Source organism: Georgenia sp. H159, assembly GCF_035607575.1.
GTDB lineage: Bacteria > Actinomycetota > Actinomycetes > Actinomycetales > Actinomycetaceae > Oceanitalea.
In genome coordinates this window covers 148066-170386 of record NZ_JAYDZY010000004.1, presented here as the reverse complement: position 1 = coordinate 170386, position 22321 = coordinate 148066, and the positions used below count along the sequence as shown (strand labels likewise).

Sequence of the window (22321 nt, the reverse complement as noted above, 5' to 3'; positions counted from 1 at the left end):
CGGACGGAGCCGCTCGGTGAGCGCCGGCGGGGGCCCGTCCGCGGGTTCCTGAGCCGTCACCCGGCCGTGGTCGACTGGTTCGTCGCCCTCTGGTACGGCCTGCCCGCCGCGGCCACCATCATCTGGGTCACGCCCTTCCACACCTCCTCCCAGCGCGTCCTCGCGGCCGGCCTCGCGCTCGTCGCCTTCCTCGCGCTGCTCCAGCGACGCCGCCAGCCCGTCGTCGTGCTCACCGTCGTCGCGGCCGGCCTCGTGACGTCGCAGGCCGCCCTGGGCGACACCACCGGCCTCGAGATCGCCGCCGTCCTCGCGCTCTACGCCGTCGCCGCCTACCGGCCCGCACCGACCGCGTGGCTGGCCCTCGCCGGCGTCACCGCCGGCCACGCCGCGGCGGTCGCGCTGTGGCCCTACACCTTCGTCACGGTCGCCCCGGAGCACGGCGCCGAGGTCACGCTCAGCGAGCTGCAGTCCCTCACCATCAGCGTGAGCGTCCTCCTCGCGCTCTCGATGGTCGCCCTCCTGCTCGGCGCCACCGCACGTGGACGGCGCCTCCACATCGCGGCGCTCGAGGAGCGCGCGGCACAGCTCGCCCTCGAGCGCGACCAGCGGGAGCAGGTCGCCCGCAGCGCCGAGCGCAGCCGCATCGCCCGCGAGATGCACGACGTCGTCGCCCACAGCCTGTCCGTGATGATCGCCCTCGCGGACGGGGCCGGCGCCGCCCTCGAGCGGCGCCCGGAGCAGGCCCGCGTCGCGCTCGACGAGCTCGCCAGCACCGGCCGCTCCGCGCTCGCCGACACACGCCGGCTGCTCGGGGTGCTCCGCGAGGACGACGCCGAGGCCGGGGCGCCGCTGTCCCCGCAGCCGACGAACCCCGACCTGTCCGAGCTCGTGTCGCGGTACCAGGCCGCGGGTCTGCCCGTGACCTTCACCGAGACCGGTCCCGCCCTGCCGGACGACACCGGGCTGCAGCTCGCTGTCTTCCGCATCGTCCAGGAGGCGCTGACCAACGTGCTGCGCCACGCGCCCGGCTCGCCCCGGATCGAGGTCACGGTCGACCGGCGCCCGGAGTACGTCGTCATCGAGGTCGACAACGCCGACGGCGCGAGCCCGGCCACGCAGTCCGGCGGGCGGGGCCTGGTCGGCATGCGGGAACGTGCAGCGGTCTACGACGGACACGTCGACGCCGGGCCGACCACCACCGGCTGGCGGGTGCGTGCCGTGCTCAGGTGGGTCGAGGAGGAGGAGCTGTGAGCATCCGGGTGCTGCTGGCCGACGACCAGGCGCTGCTGCGCATGGGCTTTCGCATGGTGCTCGACGCCGAGGAGGACCTCCTCGTCGTCGGCGAGGCCGCCGACGGCCACGCCGCCGTGACGATGACGTCCACACTCCTGCCGGACGTCGTCCTCATGGACGTGCGCATGCCGCGGATGAACGGCATCGAGGCCACCGAGCAGATCGTCGCCGCCCATCCCGCGTGCCGGGTCCTCATCCTCACCACCTTCGACCTCGACGAGTACGCCTTCGCCGGTCTGCGGGCGGGCGCGAGCGGCTTCCTGCTCAAGGACACTCCCCCGGCCGCGCTCGTCGCCGCGATCCGGACGGTCGCGAGCGGGGACGCCGTCGTCTCCCCACGCGTCACCCGGCGGATGCTCGAGCTCTTCGGCACCCGGCTACCCGCGCCGTCGGCGACCACCGACGACGGCGCGCTCGCGACCCTGACGGCCCGCGAGCGCGAGGTGCTCGGGCTCGTGGCCGAGGGACTGTCGAACGGGGAGATCGCGGAACGGCTGGTCGTCTCCGAGGCGACGGTCAAGACCCACGTCGGCAAGGTGCTGGCCAAGCTCGGCCTGCGCGACCGGGTGCAGGCGGTGATCCTCGCCTACGACACCGGCCTGGTGCGGCCCCGGTAGACCGACCGGTGCTACTCCGTCTCGGCCGAGGGCGAGGGCTGCTTCTTCGGGGTGTTCGTGGCAGCGGCGACGAAGGACGCGCGCGGGCTCTGCAGGGAGCCGAGCGCGACCAGCTCGCGGCGGAAGAAGAGCGCCGTCGTCCAGTCGAGGACGATCCGCACCTTGCGATTGAGGGTCGGCATGGCCCACATGTGGTACGTGCGGTGCATGAACCAGGCGACCGGGCCACGCAGCTTGACGTTGCCGACGTTCGCCACGCCCTTGCCCAGGCCGAGCGAGGCCACCGTTCCGATGTTCTTGTGGGCGTACTCCTCCAGCGGCTCGTCACGCAGGGCTCGCGCAAGGTTCCGCGCCAGGTGCTTGGCCTGCCGCACGGCGTGCTGCGCGGTAGGACCGGTCGTGGCGCCGTGCTCGCCCGTGAGGTCCGGCACGGCGGCGCAGTCCCCCGCCACCCACGCGCCCTCGACGGCGCCGTCGTCGTCCGCGACCTGGAGCGTGGGCAGTGCCCGGACCCGTCCGCGCTCGTCCAGCGGCAGGTCGGAGTTGCCGAGCACCGGGTTGGCCTTGACGCCGGCCGTCCACACGACGGTGTCCGCCTCGAACTCCTCACCCGTGGACAGCTTGATGTACCCGTCGACGCAGGACTCGAGGAAGGTGTTGAGGTGGATCTCGATGCCGCGGGCACGCAGCTGCTCGATGGCGTAGCCGCCGAGCTCCTCCCCCACCTCGGGCAGGATGCGCCCGGCACCCTCGACGAGCACGAAGCGCATGTCCTCCCGGCGGATGCCGTCGAACGTCTTGGCCGCGGCGCGGGCCATGTCCTCGATCTCGCCGAGCGCCTCGATCCCGGCGAAGCCACCGCCGACGAAGACGAAGGTGAGCTTGCGCCGCCGCAGCTCGGGGTCCCAGGTGGAGGCGGCGACGTCCATCTTGCCGAGCACCTGGTTGCGCAGGGCGGTGGCCTCCTCGACCCACTTGAAGCCGATGGCGAACTCGGCGAGGCCGGGGATGGGCAGGGTGCGGGCGACCGAGCCGAGCCCGACGACGAGCTCGTCGTAGGCCAGCTCGTAGGGCTCACCCTCCTCGACCGGCTCGACGACGACGCGGCGGTCGGCGTGCCGGATCTCCGCGACGCTCCCGGTGATGAGGGTGCAGCCGCTGAGCTCGCGACGCAGCGGTGCCACGACGTGCCGCGGCTCGAGCGACCCGGCGGCCGCCTCGGGCAGGAACGGCTGGTAGGTCATGTACGAGCGGGGGTCGACGATGGCGATCTCCACCTCGTCGCGCCCCATCCGCTTGCGCAGCCCGAGGGCGGTGTACAGACCGATGTACCCGCCTCCGAGGATGAGGATGCGCCTGGTCCGTCGCGGGCGCGGCAGCTGGGTGGCCGTGTCGGTCGAGGCAGTCATGCGTCGATCGTAGGACGGGCCCGTCCGCTGCGCGCGATGCGGACGCTAGATGAACTCCTCGGAGGAGTCCCCGCTGTCGAGGATCCAGCTGAGTCGCGCCTGCGAGGTCTCATAGTCCGCGGCGAGCTCCTCGAGCCACGACCCCGAGATCTGCCGCGTCAGTGCTGACACATCCATGGTGCACTCCAACCTCCATCGGGCCGCCCGCCCGATGCGTGGTCCGAGTTTGCGCTTTCCCGGGAGATCTGCGCATCCCACTTGGGCGTGGGACGGGCTGGACCAAAGGATGATTCACGCCTCCCTGCGGTGCCCCCAGCGGGACTCGAACCCGCACTGAGCCGATTTTAAGTCGGCTGCCTCTGCCAGTTGGGCCATGGGGGCAGCGCCGGCCCGGCGCCCGATCATCCTAGGACGGCGGCCCCGTGGCCGTGGCCCGGCACCGTGCGAGCACGTCGTCGAGCATCTCCTGCGTGAGCCGGCCGGTGAAGGTGTTCTGCTGGGAGACGTGGTAGGAGCCGATGAGTCGCACCTCCCGGCCGCTCGGCGTGATGACCGGCGCCTCCGCACCGTGGCCGAACGCGGGCCGCGGACGCGGGACCTGCCAGCCCAGGGCCACGAGGGAGGACAGGGTGGCCCGCCACGCGATCCCACCGAGGGCGAGGACCGCCGTCGTCGTCGGCTCCAGGAGCTCGATCTCGCGCTCGAGCCACCCGCTGCACGCTGCCCGCTCGGCGGGCGTCGGTGCGTTGTCGGGCGGGGCGCACCGCACCGCGGGGACCATGCGGGCGCCGGTGAGCTCGAGGCCGTCGTCGGCCGACACGGACGTCGCCTGGTTGGCGTAGCCGGCCCGGTGCAGCGCCGCGAAGATCCAGTCACCGGACCGGTCCCCGGTGAAGAGCCTGCCGGTGCGGTTCGCCCCGTGCGCGGCCGGCGCCAGGCCGACGACGAGGAGGTGCCCACGGTCGTCACCGAAGCCGGCTGCCGGACGCCCCCAGTAGGTCTCGTCGGCGAAGGCGCGCCGCTTGACGTCGGCCACGTGCTCGCGCCACGCGACGAGCCGCGGGCAGGCACGACACACGGTCGACCGGGCGTCGAGGGTGGGCAGGTCACGGCTGCCGGCGGCGAGCCGGCGCGCGCCGGCAGCCGACCGCGCGACCGGGGTCTGCGGCGTGGCTCGGTCCCCGGGCCACCCGCTCCCGGGCAGGACGTGGCTCATCTCCCCATCATGGCCGACCCCGTCAACCGCCCGCCCGGTCGCGTGGTCGGGGGTACGCTCGAACCAGCCTTGGTGTTCTTCTGAGGAGTTCCACGTCAGTCAGCCACCGCGTGGTGGCGTCCAACCGGAAGGGCGACGGGGCATGGCGGACCACGGAGCACCGCTCACCGGCGTCGGTGACTCCCCGTGACGCAGCCGCTACCGCTCGCCGACGAGCTCGCCGCGGTGTTCGCTCGGATGACCGGGCTGCTGCCCACACCCCAGACGGTGCGCACCGCCCTGGAGCTGGTGACGTCCCTGGCCGCGGAGGTGCTCCCCGAGACCGCCGGAGCGGGGGTCAGCCTGCTGGACGCGGAGGGTCGGCGCACCACTGCCGCTGCGACGGACACCGTCGTCGAACGGGCGGACGCCCTGCAGTACGAGCTGGGTGAGGGGCCGTGCCTCACCGCCTGGGAGCAGCACAGCACCGTCCGGGTCGACGACATCACTGCCGACACCCGCTGGCCGACGTGGCAGGCGGCGGTCTCCGGGACCGGCCTGCGCTCGGCCCTCAGCGCCCCCCTGGTCGCCGGTGGCGCCGGACTGGGTGCGATCAAGGTCTACTCGACGAGCGTGGCCGTCTTCACACCGCGGGACGAGCACGTCATGCGGATGTTCGCCGCGCAGGCCGCGACCCTCGTCAGGGACGTGCGCGCCGCGGAGCGGGCGCGGCAGGTCTCCGGCGAGCTGCGGAGCACGGTGCGGCAGCGGGACGTCGTCCAGCTGGCCAAGGGGGTGCTCATGAACCGTGAGCGGGTGAGTGAGGACGACGCGCTCCTGCTGCTCATCGCGCTGGCCCGGGGCCAGCGCACCACCATGTACGCGGCCGCCGAGGGTGTCATCCGGTCCACGCCGCGCAGACGGCACTGAGGAGCGCGACATCGGTACTCAGCACAGCGACAGACAGCTGGATGTCCTGCACCGGGTGATGACCCGGTCGGGGCTCACCCACGAGTCCGTCTGGATGCGGTACTTCGCCCTGGGCGGCACCGCCGGGCCGCTGGAGACCGAGGCGCACATCGCCGGCCTCGTCCCCCTGCCGGCACCGGAGTCCGACGTCCTCGCGCACGCCGTCAACGAGCTGCTCGACGAGCAGACACCGCGCGAGCGGGTGCCGTACAGCCGGGTGGTGCGCGAGCCGACCCCGGAGGGCGGCCTGCTCGGCGCGCTCGTCACGGCGCTTGCGGGGATGCACCTCGCACCGCCGGAGCGGCTGCCGACCGTCGTCGCGCGCGCGGGCACGGCGCTCGGCGCGCAGATCGGCCTCTACCTCATCGACTACGAGCAGCAGTACCTGCGCCCGCTGCCCGGCCCACACGCCAGCACGGAGCCGCTCGGCGTCGACACCTCGCTCGCGGGACGCGCGTTCCGGACGCTGGAGACGCTGTCGACCCAGGCCGGCGGCAGGACCCGCCTGTGGGTGCCGCTCCTCGACGGTGTCGAGCGCCTCGGGGTGCTCGAGGTGGTCCTCGACCCGGCGGACGGCGACGACCCCGTGCTCCGGTCCCAGCTGCGCTGGCTCTCGACGCTCATCGGCCACCTCTACTCGATCACCACCAACTACGGCGACAAGCTCGACGGCGTCCGGCGCCGGCAACGGCGCAGCACCGCCGCCGAGCTCCTCTGGCAGCTGCTGCCGACGACGACGGCCGCCACGGACAGGGTCACCGTCGCCGGCATGGTCGAGCCCTGCTACACCGCTGCCGGCGACGCCTTCGACTACTCCCTGTCCGAGACGACGGCACACCTGGCGATCTTCGACGCGACCGGACACTCCCTGGACTCGAGCCTCGTCGGCGCGATGGCGGTGTCCAGCTACCGCAGCGCCCGCCGTGACGGTGCCACCCTGTTCGACCAGGCCAGAGCGGTCGACGAGATCATCGGCACGGAGTCGGAACGGACGGGGCGCTACGTCACCTCGGTGCTGGCCGAGCTCGACCTGCTCTCCGGGCGGCTGCGCTACATCAGCGCCGGGCACCCCTACCCGCTGGTCGTGCGCCGGGGGAAGGTGGTCAAGTCGCTCGACCGGGGCCAGCGCACGGTGTTCGGCATGCCCTTCCGCGACCTCACCGTCGGGGAGGAGATGCTCGAGCCCGGGGACTGGCTGGTGCTCTACACCGACGGCATCACCGAGGCCCGCGGCGTGGACGGCACCTTCTTCGGCCTCGACCGGATGCAGGACTTCATCGAGAAGGAGATCACCGCCGGCCACGCGCCGCCCGAGATGGTACGCCGCCTGATCCGGCGGGTGCTGGAGCACCAGCGCGAGGTGCTCCAGGACGACGCGACCGTCCTCGTCGCGCGGTGGGGTGACCTCAGCAGGGAGCTCACGCCATGAGGCCCGGCCGACTTTGCACGCCGGCGAGCGACGACGGGCCCGGACGTCAGCGCAGGCTGAGCGCGATGCCGTCGAGGATGTCGTGCTCGCTGGTCCGGACGGTCCGCGGACCGCCCGTGGCGCGGCACACCCGGTCAATGATCTCCGCCCAGATGAGCGCGCCGGCGCCGATGACGTCGACGCGGCCGGGGTGCATGAAGCCCATCGCCGCCCGCTCCTCACGGGTGGCCTGGAGGAGCGCCTCGCAGGAGGCGGTCACGGTCGCGCTGCCGAGCTCGGCGCCGTCGATCCGGGAACGGTCGTACTCGGGCAGGCCGAGCGCGTGCGCCGTCACGGTCGTCACCGACCCCGCCACCCCGACGATCGTGCGGACCTCGTGCAGGGCCACCTCGGTCTCGACCTCGTCGAGCGCCTCACGCACGTCCCTGCGCGCCGCCTTGACCTGCTTGGGGCTGGGCGGGTCGCCGCGCAGGTGGCGTTCCGTCAGCCGCACGCTGCCCAGGTCGATCGACACCCCGGCTCGCGGCACGTCGTCCCCGAGGACGAGCTCGGTCGAGCCGCCCCCGATGTCGACGACGAGCAGCGGCCGGTCCTGCTCGGGGCCGATGACGCTCGCGGCACCGGCGAAGGACAGTGCCGCCTCCTCCTGGCCGCTCACGACCTCCGGCTCGACGCCCAGGAGGGAGCGGACACCGCTGACGAAGACGTGGCGGTTGCCGGCGTCCCTGGTGGCGGACGTGGCGACGAAGCGGGTCGCCTCGACGCCGTGCTCGCGGCACACCTCGGCGTAGCGCCCGACGGCGTCGAGGGTGCGCTCGAGCGCGGCGGGGTCGAGCATCCCGGTGCGGTCGACCCCCTGGCCCAGGCGCACGACCTCCATCTGCCGGACGACGTCGACGAGCGGTCCGCGGCGGGAGACGTCGGCGATGAGCAGCCGGATGGAGTTCGTCCCGCAGTCGATGGCGGCGACCCGGGTCATCGGGCGGCCCCGTCGTCGGTCGTGCAGCTGCACCGGTCGGGTCGCCAGTGGGGGCGCAGGCGTTCCAGCGCCTCGTCACCGAGCGGGTTGACTCCCGGACCGACGGCGAGGGAGTGCGCGACGAGGACGTGCAGGCACTTGACGCGGGTCGGCATCCCCCCGGCGGAGATCCCGTCGATCTCGGGCACCTCGCCGAGCTCGGCCCGCCGCGCCAGGTAGTCCTCGTGCGCGCCGGCGTAGGCGGCCGCGAGCTCCTCGTCCCCGGCCAGCCGCTCGGTCATCTCCCGCATGACGCCGTCCGCCTCGAGCGTGCTCACGGCGCGGACCACCTCCGGTGCGGTGAGGTAGAAGGTCGTGGGGAACGGGGTGCCGTCCTCGAGCCGCGGAGCGGTCCGCACGACGAGCGGACGCCCACAGACGCACCGCGCGGCGATGTCGACGACTCCACGGGGCGGTCGGCCGAGCTGGCCCGCGAGGACGTCAAGGTCGGCGGGGGTCACGGCGGCAGAGGCGGAGTGCGCGTCGGTCACCGGGAGATTGTCCCCCACGACGGGCGGGCGACGAAACGCTCAACCGCCCTCGGGCGCACCGGGCGCCGCCTGCCCGGCCATGGTCACCGACTCCCACAGTGAGAGGTACCACGGGGCGTCCTCCAGGCCGGGCACCCCGGTGTCGGAGAGCTCCGCCTCGACGTCCTCACCGACCACCGTCTCCGGGTCGACGACCCGGAACGTCTGCTCCCCCGGCATGACGTACCCGAGGCGGTCCCGGGCCTGGGCACGCACGAAGGTCTCGTCCTGCCACTGCTCGAGCTCGAACTCGAGGGCGGAGGTGCGCTTCTCGGCAGCCTCGATGTCGGCACCGAGCTGGCGCAGCTGCTCCTGCTGCTCGACGGCGTGACGCAGCGTCGGGGCGAGCACGATGAAGGCGACGAGGACGACGACGAACAGGCCGAGGCCGCGCAGCGTGATGGTCGGGCTGGTCGCCTCCTCCTGCGGCTCGCCCCGCGCCGCCTTGGCGACCGGTGCTGCCGGGGAGGGCCGCGCGGAGCCGGCCTGCCGGCTCGGGCTCGGCGTCCGGCCGGTGCCCGGCCGGGCCGGGGCAGGCGGTCGACCGCGCCGGGCACCGGCCGGGCGTCCGGCGGAGGCCGGACGTCCAGCCTGGGGCCGCGCGGCACCACCGGTGCCGCGCCGACCGGTCGGGCGGCGCGCTGTCATGGCCCCATCGTCCCCCACCGAACCGGCAGCACCCGGTAACGCAACGCACGGGAATCGTCCGTGCGCCGGTGGAGCGACGGCCGCTCGCGCCGTCGCCGCGTCGCCGGACGCAGACCGGCCCGGCCCCCTGAGCGGGTGCCGGGCCGGTCGACGTGACATCAGGCGCGGGGGAAGGCCGAACGACCGGCGTAGACGCCGGCGTCGTCGAGCTCCTCCTCGATGCGCAGGAGCTGGTTGTACTTGTTGACACGCTCGCCGCGGGCGGGCGCGCCGGTCTTGATCTGGCCGGCGTTCACCGCGACCGACAGGTCGGCGATCGTGGTGTCCTCCGTCTCACCGGAGCGGTGGGAGACCATCGCGGTGAAGCCGTTGCGCTGGGCGAGCGACACGGCGTCGAGCGTCTCGGTGAGGGTGCCGATCTGGTTGAGCTTGACGAGCAGCGAGTTGGCGGACCTGAGCTCGATGCCCTTGGCCAGCCGCTCGGGGTTGGTGACGAAGAGGTCGTCCCCGACGATCTGCGTGCTCGCTCCGACGGCGGAGGTCAGCTGGGCCCAGCTGTCCCACTCGTCCTCGCTCAGCGGGTCCTCGATGGACACCAGCGGGTAGTCGTTCACGAGCTGGCCGTAGTAGGCGACCATCTCGTCGGGGGTCGTGGCCCGCCCCTCGAACTGGTAGGCGCCGTCGGAGAAGAACTCCGTGGCGGCGACGTCCAGGGCCAGGGCGATGTCCTCGCCGGGCTTGTAGCCCGCCTTCTCGATCGCCTCGAGGATGAGGTCCAGAGCGGCGCGGTTGCTCTCCAGGTTGGGCGCGAAGCCGCCCTCGTCGCCGAGCCCGGTGGCCAGGCCGCGGCTCTTGAGCACCGACTTCAGCGAGTGGTAGGTCTCCGCGCCCCAGCGCAGTGCCTCGCGGAAGGACGCCGCGCCGACCGGGGCGACCATGAACTCCTGGATGTCGACGTTGGAGTCCGCGTGCGACCCACCGTTGAGGATGTTCATCATCGGGACGGGCAGCACGTGCGCGTTCGGGCCACCGACGTAGCGGAACAGGGACAGGCCGGCGCTCTCGGCGGCGGCGCGGGCCACCGCGAGGGAGACGCCGAGGATGGCGTTGGCGCCCAGCTTGCCCTTGTTCGGGGTGCCGTCCAGGTCGAGGAGCGTCTGGTCGATGATCCGCTGCTCGCTGGCCTCCAGGCCCAGGACCTCGGGGGCGATGGTGTCGACGACGGCGTTCACCGCGTCCTGCACGCCCTTGCCGAGGTAGCGGCCCTTGTCGCCGTCACGACGCTCGACTGCCTCGAAGGCGCCCGTCGACGCGCCCGAGGGGACCTCTGCGCGGGCGACGGTGCCGTCGTCGAGCGCGACCTCGACCTCCACGGTGGGGTTCCCACGCGAGTCGAGAATCTCGCGTGCTCCTACGGCCTCGATGCTGGCCACGGATGTCTCCTTCATTCGACGACTGTGTTGTCGACGTCCACGATAGTCGCGCTGCGTGACACGGCATCGGGACCTCCGTCAGGTGGGACCCTCCCGGCGCCCGGCGAGGGTGCGCACGTGCCCGCGCAGCGCTGCTTCGGCGTCGACCCCGGCGGCCTCGGCACGCAGCACGAGCCGCATGAGCTCCCGGCCGACCAGCGCCTCGGAGTCCTCGTCGGCGACGGCGAGCAGCGCGTCACCGTCGAGGCCCTCGCGGCGCAGCCGACGGGCGACCTTCTGCGCCCGCGCCAGCGCCGGCAGCGCGAGGGGTATCCCGGCGAGCACGTCCTCACCGACCCGCTCACGCTTCTTGATCTCGTGCCAGGCGTCCTCGACGTCAGCGGCCGTGCGCACGTCGGCGGCGTCCGCGAAGACGTGCGGGTGACGCCGGACGAGCTTGTCGAGGAGCACCTGCGCGACGTCGTCGAGGGAGAAGGGGTCCTCGGTGTGCTCCTCCGCGACCCGTGCGTGGAAGACGACCTGGAGCAGCAGGTCACCGAGCTCGCCCCGCAGGGCGTCACGGTCGTCGGCCTCGGCCGCCTCCGCGAGCTCGTAGGCCTCCTCGATCGCGTAGGGAGCCAGCGAGCGGTGGGTCTGCTCGGCGTCCCAGGGGCAGCCTCCGGGCGAGCGCAGCCGGTCCATCGCCGCGACGACGGCGCTCAGCGCCTGGCCGTCACGGCGCTGCGTCACTGGACGGGAACCTGCTCGGACGCGATCCAGGGCAGCGGCTCCTGGACGATCTGCCCGCTGGGGTCGAACTCCCCGTAGCGCGGGCTCACCTCGACGTCGATCTGCGAGATCTGCTCGTTGATCTCCTCGGCGGCGCGGGCGCCGTCGGGGGACGCGGACAGCCCCTGGTTGACGATCGTCATCTTGGCCACCCGGAGGACGCCCTCGCCGTACCCGCCCTCGGGGACGGGCAGACCGGCCATCTCGGCCTGACGGTCGAGGAGCGCGGCAGCCTCGTCGTCGGAGGCCCCGACGCCGTACTCGGCGCCCACCTCGATGAGCGAGGGCGCCACGACGAGCGTGCCGAGCATCATCGCGGCCTCCACCTGCTGCCCGGTGACGGCGGCGAAGTCCTCGACCGCACGCGCCAGCTCGCTCTCGGTGATCCGCTCACCGTCGACGACGGCAGCGGCTCCTGGCTGCGCTCCGCACCCAGCCAGCGCGAACCCGGCCAGCACGGCTGCTGCGGCGATGCCGCGGCTCAGCCTCGTCATTGTCACCGTGTTACCTCCCTGGTCACCGCCGGCGGCGCACCGGCCCGGACCATCGTACGGGAGCCGGTGCACCGCTCGGCACTAGCGGAGGTCGTGGTCGGTGGCCCCACAGCTCTCGCAGAAGAGGTTGCGGGTACGGCTCCAGCTCTCGGCGTCGGGGCAGAAGACCTCGATGCCGTCACGGTCGACGTCGGCCACCTCGGGCGCGGTGCGGGGTCGTTCGGCGAGTGCGGTGCTCATGGTGTCTCCTTCCGTCCGTCCCACTATCGCGCCGACCACTGACATCCCCCCGGCTGCCACGCCGTCGGGGCCTCGGCGCGCCTGCGTGGCGCCCTCCCGGGGCCGCGCGAGGATGCCACGGCAAAGGCCCCTCGGACTATGGATCCGAGGGGCCTTGCGGTCCCGGTGCTCGGCGGCGCAGGACGTGGTCCGCCTGGCCCGGTGGGGCGGGCCGGCCCGGGAGCCGGCGGTCAAGTCCGTGCAGCCTCGCGACGTCCTGCGCGAGCCGGGAGTCCTCCCGGTGCCGCCGTTGTCCCGACCGCATCGTCCTCCCCGGCGTCCGACTGCAGGGCGGTCGGGGAGATCGATGGCCCATGTGTAGTCCGCGCCGTCCCCCCGGCGCAAGGGGCTGAGGGCACCGACCGTTCACCGCACGTTCGTCAACAGTTCGCTCCACAGACCCACGTGCACGTTCTCCACTTACCCACAGGGCTGTGCACAAAATCTGTGGACAAGCAGGAGGGTCCTCAGCTCGTCGCCACCTCGGCGGCGACGGCGACCGAGCCCGTGAGGACGGCGGCGATGAGGTCACCGGCCCACCCGAGGAGGGCGGCGTCGTTCAGCGGCCTCCCGCCGACCTTCGCCGTCGTCGGGAACGGCACGAGGACCGTGCGGATCGCCGGCTTGAGCACCGTGCCCGGGTAGAGCCGCTTGAGGCGCAGCTGGGCGGACTCGGGCAGGTCGACGGGCGCGAAGCGCACGTACCGGCCCTGCGCGGTGACGTCGGTGAGGCCCACGGCCCGGGCGCGCGTCCGGAGGGCGGCCACCGCGAAGAGCCGTTCCACCTGCTCGGGCACCGGACCGTACCGGTCGGTGAGCTCGGAGCGGACGGCGTCGATCGCGGCGTCGTCCTCGGCGGCGGAGATCTTCGCGTAGGCCTCCAGCCGCAGCCGCTCGTGCTCGATGTACTCGTGGGGGATGTGGGCGTCGACCGGCAGCTCGATCTTGACGTCCGCCTTCTCCTGCTCCTTCTCCCCGCGGAACTCCGCGACGGCGTCGGAGACCATCCGCACGTACAGGTCGAAGCCGACACCGGCGATGTGCCCGGACTGCTCGCCGCCCAGCAGGTTGCCGGCACCCCGGATCTCGAGGTCCTTCATCGCCACCCGGATGCCCGACCCGAGCTCGGTGTGGGACGCGATCGTGGCGAGGCGGTCGTGCGCGGTCTCGGTGAGCGGCTTCTCCGGCGGGTAGAGGAAGTAGGAGTACGCCCGCTCGCGGCCCCGGCCCACGCGCCCGCGCAGCTGGTGGAGCTGCGACAGGCCGAAGGCGTCGGCACGGTCGACGATGAGGGTGTTGGCGTTGGAGATGTCCAGGCCGGTCTCCACGATCGTCGTGCACACGAGCACGTCGAACTCCTTGTTCCAGAAGTCCTGGATGACCCGCTCGAGCTGGTGCTCCCCCATCTGTCCGTGCGCGACGGCCACCCGCGCCTCGGGGACCAGCTCGGAGATCCGGGAGGCGGCACGCTGGATGGAGGAGACCCGGTTGTGCACGAAGAAGACCTGTCCCTCGCGCAGCAGCTCCCGGCGGATGGCCGCGGCCACCTGCTTGTCCTCGTAGGGACCGACGTAGGTGAGGATCGGGTGCCGCTCCTCCGGCGGGGTCGCGAGGGTCGACATCTCCCGGATGCCGGTGATCGCCATCTCCAGGGTGCGCGGGATCGGCGTCGCGCTCATCGCCAGGACGTCGACGTTCGTGCGCAGCTGCTTGAGCGTCTCCTTGTGCTCGACGCCGAAGCGCTGCTCCTCGTCGACGATGACGAGCCCGAGGTCCTTGAACCGCACCTCGCCGGTGAGCAGGCGGTGGGTGCCGATGACGACGTCGACCGTGCCGTCCCGCAGGCCGTCACGGACCTCGGTGGCCTCGGCGTCCGTCTGGAACCGGGACAGGGCCCGCACCTGCACCGGGAACCCGGCGTACCGCTCGGAGAAGGTGTCGAAGTGCTGCTGGACGAGCAGCGTCGTCGGGACGAGCACGGCGACCTGCTTGCCGTCCTGGACGGCCTTGAAGGCGGCGCGGACGGCGATCTCCGTCTTGCCGTACCCGACGTCACCGGACAGGAGGCGGTCCATGGGCATCTCGCGCTCCATGTCCGCCTTGACCTCGTCGATGGTGACGAGCTGGTCCGGGGTCTCCACGTACGGGAAGGCGTCCTCGAGCTCACGCTGCCACGGGGTGTCGGACCCGAAGGCGTGGCCCTTGGTCGAGACCCGGGCGGCGTAGAGCCGGATGAGCTCGGCGGCGATCTCCCGGACGGCCTTGCGGGCGCGGCTCTTGGTCTTGGCCCAGTCGCTCCCGCCCATCTTGTTGACGGAGGGCGCCTCGCCGCCCGAGTACTTCGTCACCTGGTCCAGCGAGTCGGTCGGGACGAAGAGCCGGTCGCCGGGCTGGCCGCGCTTGGAGGAGGCGTACTCGATGACGAGGTACTCGCGGGTCGTCGCGTCCTTGCCGCGGCCGACCGTGCGCTGGACGAGCTCGATGAAGCGGCCCACCCCGTGCTGCTCGTGCACCACGTAGTCGCCCGGCCGCAGCGCGAGCGGGTCGACGACGCCGCGCCGCCGCGAGGGCATCTTGCGCATGTCGCGGGTCGAGGTGCCGGCCCGGCCGGTGAGGTCGGACTCGGTGACGACGGCGAGCCTGAGGTCGGGGGCGACGAACCCGCGCGGGACGGCCGCCGTCGTCACGAGCACGACGGCGCTGGGCGGCTCGTCGACGACGTCCTCGACCTGGCGGGCGGGGACGTCGGCGTCGGCGAGCTGCTCGACCATGCGCCGGGCCGGTCCCGGGCCCTGGGTGGTGACCAGCAGGCGCCAGCCGTCGTGGGTCAGTGCGCGCAGGTCCGCGAGGGCGCGCGGCAGGTCGCCGCGGTAGGGCTCGACGTCGCGGGCGCCGACGGCGGACGTCTCGGCTGCGTCGTCGTCGGCGGCCTCCTCGTCGGGGACCTCGGCGGACAGGCTCGTGAGGTCCCACCAGGCCAGGCCCCGTGCCCGCGCGAGCTCGCGCGTGTCCTCGAGGGTGGTGAAGGAGGCCTCCCGCAGCTGGAGCGGGGTCGTGCCGCCGGAGGCGGCGGACGCCCAGGCCGCGGCGAGGAACTCCTCGGTGGTGGCGACGAGGTCGTGCGCGCGACGCCGGATGCGCTCGGGCTCGGACATGAGCACGAGGGCGTCGTCAGGCACGAGCCCGAGGACCGGCTCCATGCCGTCGACGAGCAGCGGGGCGAGGGACTCCATGCCCTCGACGGCGATGCCCTCGCTCAGCCGCTCGAGCATGTCGGTGGCGCCCGGCATCTGCGCGATCAGGGCCTTGGCCCGGGCGCGGACGGCGTCGGTGAGGAGGAGCTCACGGGCCGGCGGCGCCCACAGGCCGCGGTCGGCGACGTCGAGGCTGCGCTGGTCCGCGACGGAGAACCAGCGGATCTCCTCGACCGTGTCCCCCCAGAACTCGATGCGCATCGGGTGGTCCTCGGCCGGCGGGAACACGTCGAGGATCCCGCCGCGGACGGCGTACTGCCCGCGGGACTCGACCATGTCGACGCGCGAGTAGGCCGCGGCGCTCAGCCCGGCCGCGACGTCCTCGAGGTCGCGCTCCTGACCCACCGCAAGCTCGACGGGCTCGAGCTCGCCCAGTCCCGTGATCACCGGCTGCAGCAGGGCACGCACCGGCATGACGAGGACACGGATCGGGCCGGAGCGCCCCACACCGGGGTGGGCGAGTCGCCGGAAGACGGCGATGCGCCGGGCGACGGTGTCGCTGCGCGGGGAGAGCCGCTCGTGCGGGAGGGTCTCCCACGCCGGGAGGACGGCGACGTCGTCGTCGTCGAGGAAGTTGCGCAGCGCCGCGGCGGCGTCGTCGGCCTCGCGGCCCGTCGCGGTGACCACGACGACGGGCCGGCTCGCGCCGTCGTCGTCGCCCGTGATCGCCGAGACGAGGGCGGCACGCACTCCCAGCGGGATGCTCACCGCCCGTTCGCCGCCGTGCTCGGCCGCGGCGACCGCCTGGGCGAAGGCGGGGTCCGCGAGGAGCGGGGGGATGAGTCCGGTGAGTCGCATGGGTCCTCGGCAGGTGGGCAGCACGACGGTCCCGCGTCCTGCGAAGGGGCGGGCAACCATCGATTCTACGACCGCGCGCCGTCACGGCAGCGCGAGGAGCGGGCGTTCCGCCGAGAGCGCAGGTGCCCAGCGGTGACGGGCGCCACGTCCTGCGGCACACTGGGTCCATGGCGCGATACGTCGAGCTTCACCCGCAGGACCCGCAGCCCCGGCGGCTGGCACAGGTCGCCGACGTGCTCCGCGACGGAGGCCTCATCGCCTACCCCACGGACTCCGGCTACGCGCTCGGTGCCCGCATGGGCAGCAAGCAGGCACTGGACCGGATCCGCACCATCCGCCGCCTGGACGACAAGCACCACTTCACCCTCATGTGCGCGACGCTCGCCCAGGCCGGGGCGTTCGTCATCCTCGACAACTCCACGTTCCGGCTGGTCAAGTCGCTGACGCCGGGGCCCTACACGTTCATCGTCAAGGCCACCAAGGAGGTCCCGCGGATGATGCTGCACCCGCGCAAGCTCACCGTGGGGGTGCGGGTGCCGGACCACCGTGTAGCGCTCGCGCTCCTCGCCGAGCTCGACGAGCCGATGCTCACGTCGACGCTCACGCTGCCCGGCACCGAGGAGCCGATGTCCGAGGGCTGGGTCGTCAACGAGGAGATCGGCCAGCTCGTCGACGTCGTCGTCGAGGCGCCGGTGAGCTCGGTCGACCCGACGACCGTCGTCGACCTCACGTCCGGGGCGCCGGAGGTCGTACGGGCCGGGGCCGGCGACACGTCGCGCTTCACGTAGCGCTCAGGCGGTGTGCAGCCTCAGCTGCGCCTTCTCCAGCCCGTTGGTGACGACGTCCTCGACGGCGTCGGCCGCCTCCTCCAGCGTGACGAGGACCTCGGGGCGCTCCGCCGTCGCGAAGTCACGCAGCACGTAGTCCGCCGCGTCCATGCGTCCGGGCGGGCGCCCGATCCCCACCCGCAGCCGGACGTAGTCCTTGGAGCCGACCGAGCCGGAGATCGACCGCAGGCCGTTGTGCCCGCCCTCGCCTCCACCGCGCTTGAGACGCAGCGTGCTGGGCGGGAGGTCGAGCTCGTCGTGGACGACCAGCAGCCGCTCCGGGGTGATCCCGTAGAAGCGGAGCAGCGCGCTCACCGGCTCACCGGACAGGTTCATGTAGGTGCCCGGGATCGCGAGGACCACGCGCGGTCCCGGTGCGCCGCCGGGCAGGACGCCGAGCCGCGCGTCGGCGACGTGGGCCCGCGCCTTGTGGCTCGTGAGGGTCGAGCCCGCCCGCCGGGCGAGGGTGTCGACGACCATGCGACCGACGTTGTGGCGGTTGCCGGCGTACTTCGGGCCGGGGTTGCCGAGCCCGACGACGAGCCAGGTGTCGCTCATGTCCTCTCCCTGCACGAGTGAGCCCACGCCGCGCCCGGGCTGACCGGGCGCGGCGTGGGCTGTCGACGTCAGTCCTCGGTGTCCTCGGAGTCGACACCGGCTGCCGCGCCGGCCTCGGCCGAGGCCTCGTCGGCCGCGAGGTCGTCCGCGGTCGCACGCGGGGTGGAGATGACGACGACGTCGTGCTCCGGGTCGTCGTCGATCGTCGCGTCGTCGGGACGCGGGATGTCCGAGACGCGGACGATGTCGCCGTCCTCCAGGCCCTCGACCGAGACCTCGACGACCTCGGGGATCCGGGTGGCCGGGACGGTGACCGTGAGGTACTGCAGCTCGAGCTGGTGGATCGTGCCGGGCGCGGACTCGCCGACGATGTGCACCGGGACCTCGACGGTGACCTTCTCACCGGCGCGGACGATGACGAGGTCGACGTGGTCGATGGTGCGGCGGACCGGGTCGCGCTGGATGTCCTTGGCCAGCGCGGTCTGCTGCGTGCCCTCGATGTCGAGCGTCAGGAGCGCGTTGGGGTTGTCCTTCAGCGCGAGGAAGGTCGCGTGCGAGGGCAGCGCGAGGTGCTGCGGGGCGGCGCCGTGACCGTAGAGGACGGCCGGGATGAGGTTGGCGCGACGGGTGCGCCGGGCGGCGCCCTTGCCGAACTCGGTACGGATCGTTGCGGTGAGGGTCTGGTTGTCGGCCACGGGGATCTCCTGTTGGGCGTCGGTATGGCGGCAGCGCCTGGGCGCGGGAGGACACGAGGCACCCGCGGGCGCCACCGCGTCGATCACGGAGCCGGTCGTCCGGTCTCCCTCGCCGAGGCAACCTGTCCATACTACCCGACGCAGCAGGCCCGGTGCGAGCCCGGGCGCCCGCCCGGGGACCGTGCGCCCGCCCGGGGACCGTGCGCCCGCTCTGGAACCGTGCGCCCGTCGTACCGTGCGCCCGCTCTGGAACCGTGCGCCCGCTTTACAGCCCGCACGGATGCAACACCGGGCGCACGGTTGCACTCGGTCCGTGCGCCCGGTGTGCCTCTGCACGTCATCGAACGCCCTCGCGGGCCAGCAGCCGCGCAAATTCGTCCGTCTTCAGTGCCTGGGACCAGGTCCAGCGCACCATCCCGTTGCCCAACCGACGCAACCGGTCCTCGCGCTGCTTCTCCTGCCAGAGCGCCTCGTGCGGGTCGCCGCCCGGGGAGAGCTCGCGGCTGAACTTGACCCGGCCGTCGAACTCGCCGATCAGCTTGAGCTCCGGCCACCAGAAGTCGGTGCGGCCGATGAACCCGTCCTCGTCGTAGAACTCCTGCTGGAGCACCGGGAGCGGCAGATCAAGCTCGATCATCCGCGCTCGACTGAGTGACTCCCCGACCGACTCTGCCCTGGCATCCGCGTGTGTCACGACGAGCCGTGCCCGCCCGTGCCCGCCGCTGCGTGAGGTCTTGTCGAGCTCCACCTCCAGCTCCTCCCGCGTAGCAAGGCTGGAGGCGAGGACGTGGTCAGCGGCCGCCAGGCCGGATGCGAAGGACCTCGTGCGCGCAAGGTCGACGGCGGTTCGAGCCGGTGAGGTCACGAGGATGCCGTCGACCTCGACGAAGAGCGGCATGGAGCGAGTGGCGCGCCGGACCACCAGTGCACTGCTGCGGCCGCCCGTCCTGGTCCTCTCAAGAACCTGCACACGGCTCGGCCACGACCCGATCAGAGGTATGCCGAGCAGTACCGCGGCGGACTCGTGCGCGAGCGGGGCCGGCCGCTTGAGCTGCGGAACCGTGCTGCGCACGAGCAGCTCGTACCGCTTCTGCGCGGTCGCAGCCTGCCACTCGGCGACATCGAGATAGGTACCACGTCGGACGCGGTGCAGGCCCGAGACCTTCGAGGGGTGACGCCCGTCAAGGAAGATCGCCGTGCTGGTCTGATCGGCGAACAGGAGGTGCTTCGGGAGTTGCCGGGTCATGGCCGCCACCCTGCCCTTCCGCCGTCCCCAGGGTCCCCGGTCACCCCGGGAACTGGGGACGGCAGGCCGCTTCCAGCCCTTGGGGAGCACCAGCGCCGCCCACACTGCTACTGACCCAGGCCGCAGCCGACCGTGCGCCCGCTTGTGCCACCGTGCGCCCGCTATACCGGGCGCACGGTTCAGCACCGGGCGCACGGTTCAGCAGCGGGCGCACGGTTCAGCAGTGCGCGCCGCTCGCCGGGCGCCCGCCGGGGTCAGGCGTTGCCGTCGAAGAGGCTGGTGACCGAGCCGTCGTCGAAGACCGCGCGGATGGCGCGCGCCAGGAGTGGTGCGATGGGGAGCACGGTGAGCGTGGGGAACCGCTTCTCGGCGCTGATCGGCAACGTGTCGGTGATGACGACCTCGCGCGCGCCGCACTCGCTCAGGCGCTGCGCGGCCGGGTCGGAGAGCACGCCGTGCGTGGCCGCGACGATGACGTCCCGCGCGCCGGCGGCCTTGACCACCTTGACGGCCTCGGCGATCGTGCCGCCGGTGTCGATGAGGTCGTCGACGAGCACGCAGGTGCGGCCCTCGACCTCGCCGACCACCCGGTTCGCCACCGACTGGTTCGGCCGGGAGACGTCCCTGGTCTTGTGGACGAAGGCCAGCGGTCCGCCGCCGAGCTTCTCCGCCCACTTCTCGGCCACGCGGATGCGGCCGGCGTCCGGGGAGACGACGGTGACGTTGCTCGTGTCGACGCGGCTGCGAACGTAGTCCGTGAGGATGGGCATGGCCCACAGGTGGTCGACGGGGCCGTCGAAGAAGCCCTGCACCTGCGCGGCGTGGAGGTCGATCGACATGAGCCGGTCGGCGCCCGCGGTCTTGTACATGTCGGCGATGAACCGGGCGGAGATCGGCTCACGTCCGCGGTGCTTCTTGTCCTGGCGGGCGTACGGGTAGAACGGCGCGATGACCGTGATGCGCTTGGCGGAGGCGCGCTTGAGGGCGTCCACCATGAGCAGCTGCTCCACGAGCCACTGGTTGATCGGGGCGGTGTGCGACTGCAGGACGAAGGCGTCCGAGCCGCGCACGCTCTCCTCGAAGCGGACGTAGATCTCACCGTTGGCGAAGTCGTAGGCCGTCGTGGGGACGAGCTCGGTGCCGAGCTCCTCGGACACCGAGCTGGCCAGGGCCGGGTGCGCCCGTCCGGACACAAGGACGAGTCGCTTCTCGCCGCGTGAGGTGATGCCTGTCATCGCTCGGTGCTGCTCCCGGTCGTGTCGGTGTGGGCTGCGCCGTCCCGCGGGACGGCCTCGCCGTGGTTACCACGGGCCAGCTCGGCCCGAGCCTGTGGGGAGAGCTCGCGCTCGGCGTCGCCCTCGAGGGCCTGCTGCGCGGCCTCGGCGGACGGGGTGCCGGGCCGACGACGCAGCACCCAGCCCTCGATGTTGCGCTGGGTCATGGAGTTGACGGCGAGCGCGCCGGGGGGCACGTCGCGCAGCAGGACGGTCCCGGCGCCGGTGTAGGCGCCGTCACCGACCGTCACCGGCGCGACGAACATGTTGTCCGAGCCGGTGCGCGCCCCGTTGCCGACCTTCGAGCGGTGCTTGCGCACGCCGTCGTAGTTGACGAAGACCGAGGCTGCGCCGATGTTGGTGCCCTCGCCGATCTCGGCGTCACCGACGTAGGACAGGTGCGGGATCTTGGAGCCGGCGCCGATCTGGGCGTCCTTCGTCTCGACGAAGGTCCCGATCTTGCCGCCCTCGCCGAGCACCGTGTCCGGGCGCAGGTAGGCGAAGGGGCCCACGGTCGCGCGGGCGCCGACGTGGGCGCCGACGCCGTGGGTGCGGACGACGGTGGCCTCGGGACCGACGACGACGTCACGCAGCGTCGTGTCCGGACCGATCTCCGCGCCGTCGTCGACGGCCGTGCCGCCGTGCAGCTGGGTGCCGGGGTGGATGGTGACGTCGCGGCCGAGGCGGACGTCGGCGTCGATCCACGTGGTCGCCGGGTCGACGACGGTGACGCCCTCGCGCATCCACTCGGTGACGATGCGCCGGTTGAGCTCGGCCCCGAGCTCGGCGAGCTGGGCACGGTCGTTGACCCCGGTGACGAGCCACTCGTCCTCGACCATGAGGGCCCGCACGCGCTTGCCGTCGCCGTGCGCGAGCGCGACGACGTCGGTGAGGTAGACCTCGCCCTGGGCGTTGGCGTCGTCGACGCGGGCGAGCGCGTCCCGCAGGACAGCGGCGTCGAAGACGTACACCGAGGCGTTGATCTCGTCGATCTCCCGCTGCTCGCCCGTGGCGTCACGCTCCTCGACGACCCCGACGACGTCGCCCCCCTCGTCGCGCACGACGCGCCCGTAGCCGTAGGGGTCGGGCAGGCGCGTGGTCAGCAGGGTGACGGCGTTGCCGTCACTCTCGTGCGCCTCGACGAGCTGACGCAGCGTCGCGGAGTCCAGCAGCGGGACGTCACCGGCCGTGACGACGACCGGCCCCTCGAGGTGGCCACCGGTGCTGGGCAGGGCGGTCCCGGACAGCAGCGCCGCCCCGGCCTGCTCCTTCGCGTCGAGAACGCCGAGCGCGCACTGGACGGCGCGGCCCGTCCCGGGGACGGCGTCCTGGTCGACGACGAGGACCCCGGGCAGCTCCTCCTCGGCGTGCGCGGCGACGGCGTCACGCTCGTGCCGGACGACGACGGCGAGACGTCGGGGGTCCAGCTCGGCACCGGCACGGAGCGCGAAGCCCAGCAGGCTGCGACCGGCGATGCGGTGGAGGACCTTGGGGGTCCGCGACTTCATTCGGGTGCCCTCACCGGCGGCGAGGACGATGACGGCGGCTGGTTGGGCACTCACGCGTGTCGGCTCCCTCGTCGGGTCC

At 72.8% G+C, this 22321-nt stretch carries 21 protein-coding genes and 1 tRNA gene; 5 read left to right on the top strand and 17 right to left on the bottom strand.

Features of this window, described 5'->3' with window-relative positions; genetic code table 11:
• Positions 1–66: 66 nt before the first annotated feature.
• Positions 67–1251, top strand: a complete 1185-nt coding sequence (locus tag VR894_RS07205) for a sensor histidine kinase (protein ID WP_324650691.1) — start codon at positions 67–69, stop codon at positions 1249–1251.
• Complete coding sequence (locus VR894_RS07200; RefSeq protein ID WP_324650689.1) at positions 1248–1910, top strand: response regulator transcription factor; 663 nt, start codon at positions 1248–1250, stop codon at positions 1908–1910. Before VR894_RS07205 ends, VR894_RS07200 begins: the two co-directional genes overlap by 4 nt.
• 11 nt (positions 1911–1921) lie before the next feature.
• On the opposite strand, the gene VR894_RS07195 is transcribed toward VR894_RS07200, so the two are convergent.
• From VR894_RS07195 to VR894_RS07180, 4 genes are all read right to left on the bottom strand, one after another.
• Positions 1922–3319 carry an NAD(P)/FAD-dependent oxidoreductase gene (locus VR894_RS07195; RefSeq protein WP_324650688.1) on the bottom strand — a complete coding sequence of 466 codons (1398 nt, stop codon included), beginning with the start codon at positions 3317–3319 and terminating at the stop codon, positions 1922–1924.
• 45 nt (positions 3320–3364) lie between these two features.
• Entirely contained in the window at positions 3365–3496 is a 132-nt protein-coding gene (locus VR894_RS07190) for a hypothetical protein (protein WP_324650687.1), read from the bottom strand.
• 130 nt (positions 3497–3626) lie between these two features.
• A tRNA-Leu gene (locus tag VR894_RS07185) sits at positions 3627–3700 on the bottom strand.
• A gap of 25 nt (positions 3701–3725) precedes the next feature.
• A complete protein-coding gene (locus VR894_RS07180; protein WP_324650686.1) occupies positions 3726–4535 on the bottom strand; it encodes a uracil-DNA glycosylase in 810 nt (269 codons plus the stop codon).
• A 186-nt stretch (positions 4536–4721) separates the two neighbouring features.
• Between VR894_RS07180 and VR894_RS07175 the strand changes: the two genes are divergently transcribed.
• Together VR894_RS07175 and VR894_RS07170 are read left to right on the top strand one after the other, a co-directional pair.
• Positions 4722–5444: a GAF and ANTAR domain-containing protein gene (locus VR894_RS07175; protein ID WP_324650685.1), complete on the top strand. Its 723-nt coding sequence runs from the start codon at positions 4722–4724 to the stop codon at positions 5442–5444.
• Positions 5445–5502: 58 nt separating this feature from the next.
• Positions 5503–6912 carry a PP2C family protein-serine/threonine phosphatase gene (locus tag VR894_RS07170; RefSeq protein WP_324650761.1) on the top strand — a complete coding sequence of 470 codons (1410 nt, stop codon included), beginning with the start codon at positions 5503–5505 and terminating at the stop codon, positions 6910–6912.
• Positions 6913–6958: 46 nt separating this feature from the next.
• Here VR894_RS07170 and VR894_RS07165 read toward each other — a convergent pair whose 3' ends face one another.
• From VR894_RS07165 to mfd, 8 genes are all read right to left on the bottom strand, one after another.
• Entirely contained in the window at positions 6959–7891 is a 933-nt protein-coding gene (locus VR894_RS07165; RefSeq protein WP_324650684.1) for a Ppx/GppA phosphatase family protein, read from the bottom strand.
• On the bottom strand, positions 7888–8421 hold the full coding sequence (locus tag VR894_RS07160; RefSeq protein WP_324650683.1) for a DUF501 domain-containing protein: 534 nt from the start codon (positions 8419–8421) through the stop codon (positions 7888–7890). The genes VR894_RS07165 and VR894_RS07160 overlap by 4 nt, the downstream gene beginning before the upstream one ends.
• 39 nt (positions 8422–8460) lie before the next feature.
• Positions 8461–9108, bottom strand: a complete 648-nt coding sequence (locus VR894_RS07155; protein WP_324650682.1) for a septum formation initiator family protein — start codon at positions 9106–9108, stop codon at positions 8461–8463.
• Positions 9109–9266: 158 nt separating this feature from the next.
• Positions 9267–10541, bottom strand: a complete 1275-nt coding sequence (gene eno / locus VR894_RS07150) for a phosphopyruvate hydratase (RefSeq protein WP_324650681.1) — start codon at positions 10539–10541, stop codon at positions 9267–9269.
• Positions 10542–10619: 78 nt separating this feature from the next.
• Entirely contained in the window at positions 10620–11270 is a 651-nt protein-coding gene (locus VR894_RS07145; protein ID WP_324650680.1) for a MazG family protein, read from the bottom strand.
• Positions 11267–11803 carry a hypothetical protein gene (locus tag VR894_RS07140; protein ID WP_324650679.1) on the bottom strand — a complete coding sequence of 179 codons (537 nt, stop codon included), beginning with the start codon at positions 11801–11803 and terminating at the stop codon, positions 11267–11269. The genes VR894_RS07145 and VR894_RS07140 overlap by 4 nt, the downstream gene beginning before the upstream one ends.
• Positions 11804–11884: 81 nt before the next feature.
• Entirely contained in the window at positions 11885–12043 is a 159-nt protein-coding gene (locus VR894_RS07135) for a hypothetical protein (RefSeq protein ID WP_324650678.1), read from the bottom strand.
• Between the two features lie 506 nt (positions 12044–12549).
• Positions 12550–16134 carry a transcription-repair coupling factor gene (mfd, locus tag VR894_RS07130; protein WP_324650676.1) on the bottom strand — a complete coding sequence of 1195 codons (3585 nt, stop codon included), beginning with the start codon at positions 16132–16134 and terminating at the stop codon, positions 12550–12552.
• A gap of 167 nt (positions 16135–16301) precedes the next feature.
• On the opposite strand from mfd, the gene VR894_RS07125 reads away from it, so the two are divergent.
• On the top strand, positions 16302–16922 hold the full coding sequence (locus VR894_RS07125) for an L-threonylcarbamoyladenylate synthase (protein ID WP_324650674.1): 621 nt from the start codon (positions 16302–16304) through the stop codon (positions 16920–16922).
• Between the two features lie 3 nt (positions 16923–16925).
• Here the strand turns inward: VR894_RS07125 and pth are convergent, their stop codons facing one another.
• The 5 genes from pth to glmU all read right to left on the bottom strand — a co-directional run bounded on the left by pth (position 16926) and on the right by glmU (position 22242).
• Positions 16926–17519: an aminoacyl-tRNA hydrolase gene (pth, locus tag VR894_RS07120; protein ID WP_324650673.1), complete on the bottom strand. Its 594-nt coding sequence runs from the start codon at positions 17517–17519 to the stop codon at positions 16926–16928.
• Positions 17520–17587: 68 nt separating this feature from the next.
• The gene (locus tag VR894_RS07115; RefSeq protein ID WP_324650672.1) at positions 17588–18214 is read right to left on the bottom strand and encodes a 50S ribosomal protein L25/general stress protein Ctc; all 627 of its coding nucleotides are present in this window, start codon (positions 18212–18214) and stop codon (positions 17588–17590) included.
• A gap of 337 nt (positions 18215–18551) precedes the next feature.
• Positions 18552–19460, bottom strand: a complete 909-nt coding sequence (locus VR894_RS07110; protein WP_324650671.1) for a type IV toxin-antitoxin system AbiEi family antitoxin — start codon at positions 19458–19460, stop codon at positions 18552–18554.
• A 254-nt stretch (positions 19461–19714) separates the two neighbouring features.
• Positions 19715–20695, bottom strand: coding sequence for a ribose-phosphate diphosphokinase (locus VR894_RS07105; RefSeq protein WP_324650670.1), 981 nt, complete (start codon positions 20693–20695; stop codon positions 19715–19717).
• The gene (gene glmU, locus VR894_RS07100; protein ID WP_416380823.1) at positions 20692–22242 is read right to left on the bottom strand and encodes a bifunctional UDP-N-acetylglucosamine diphosphorylase/glucosamine-1-phosphate N-acetyltransferase GlmU; all 1551 of its coding nucleotides are present in this window, start codon (positions 22240–22242) and stop codon (positions 20692–20694) included. Before glmU ends, VR894_RS07105 begins: the two co-directional genes overlap by 4 nt.
• Positions 22243–22321: the final 79 nt, after the last annotated feature.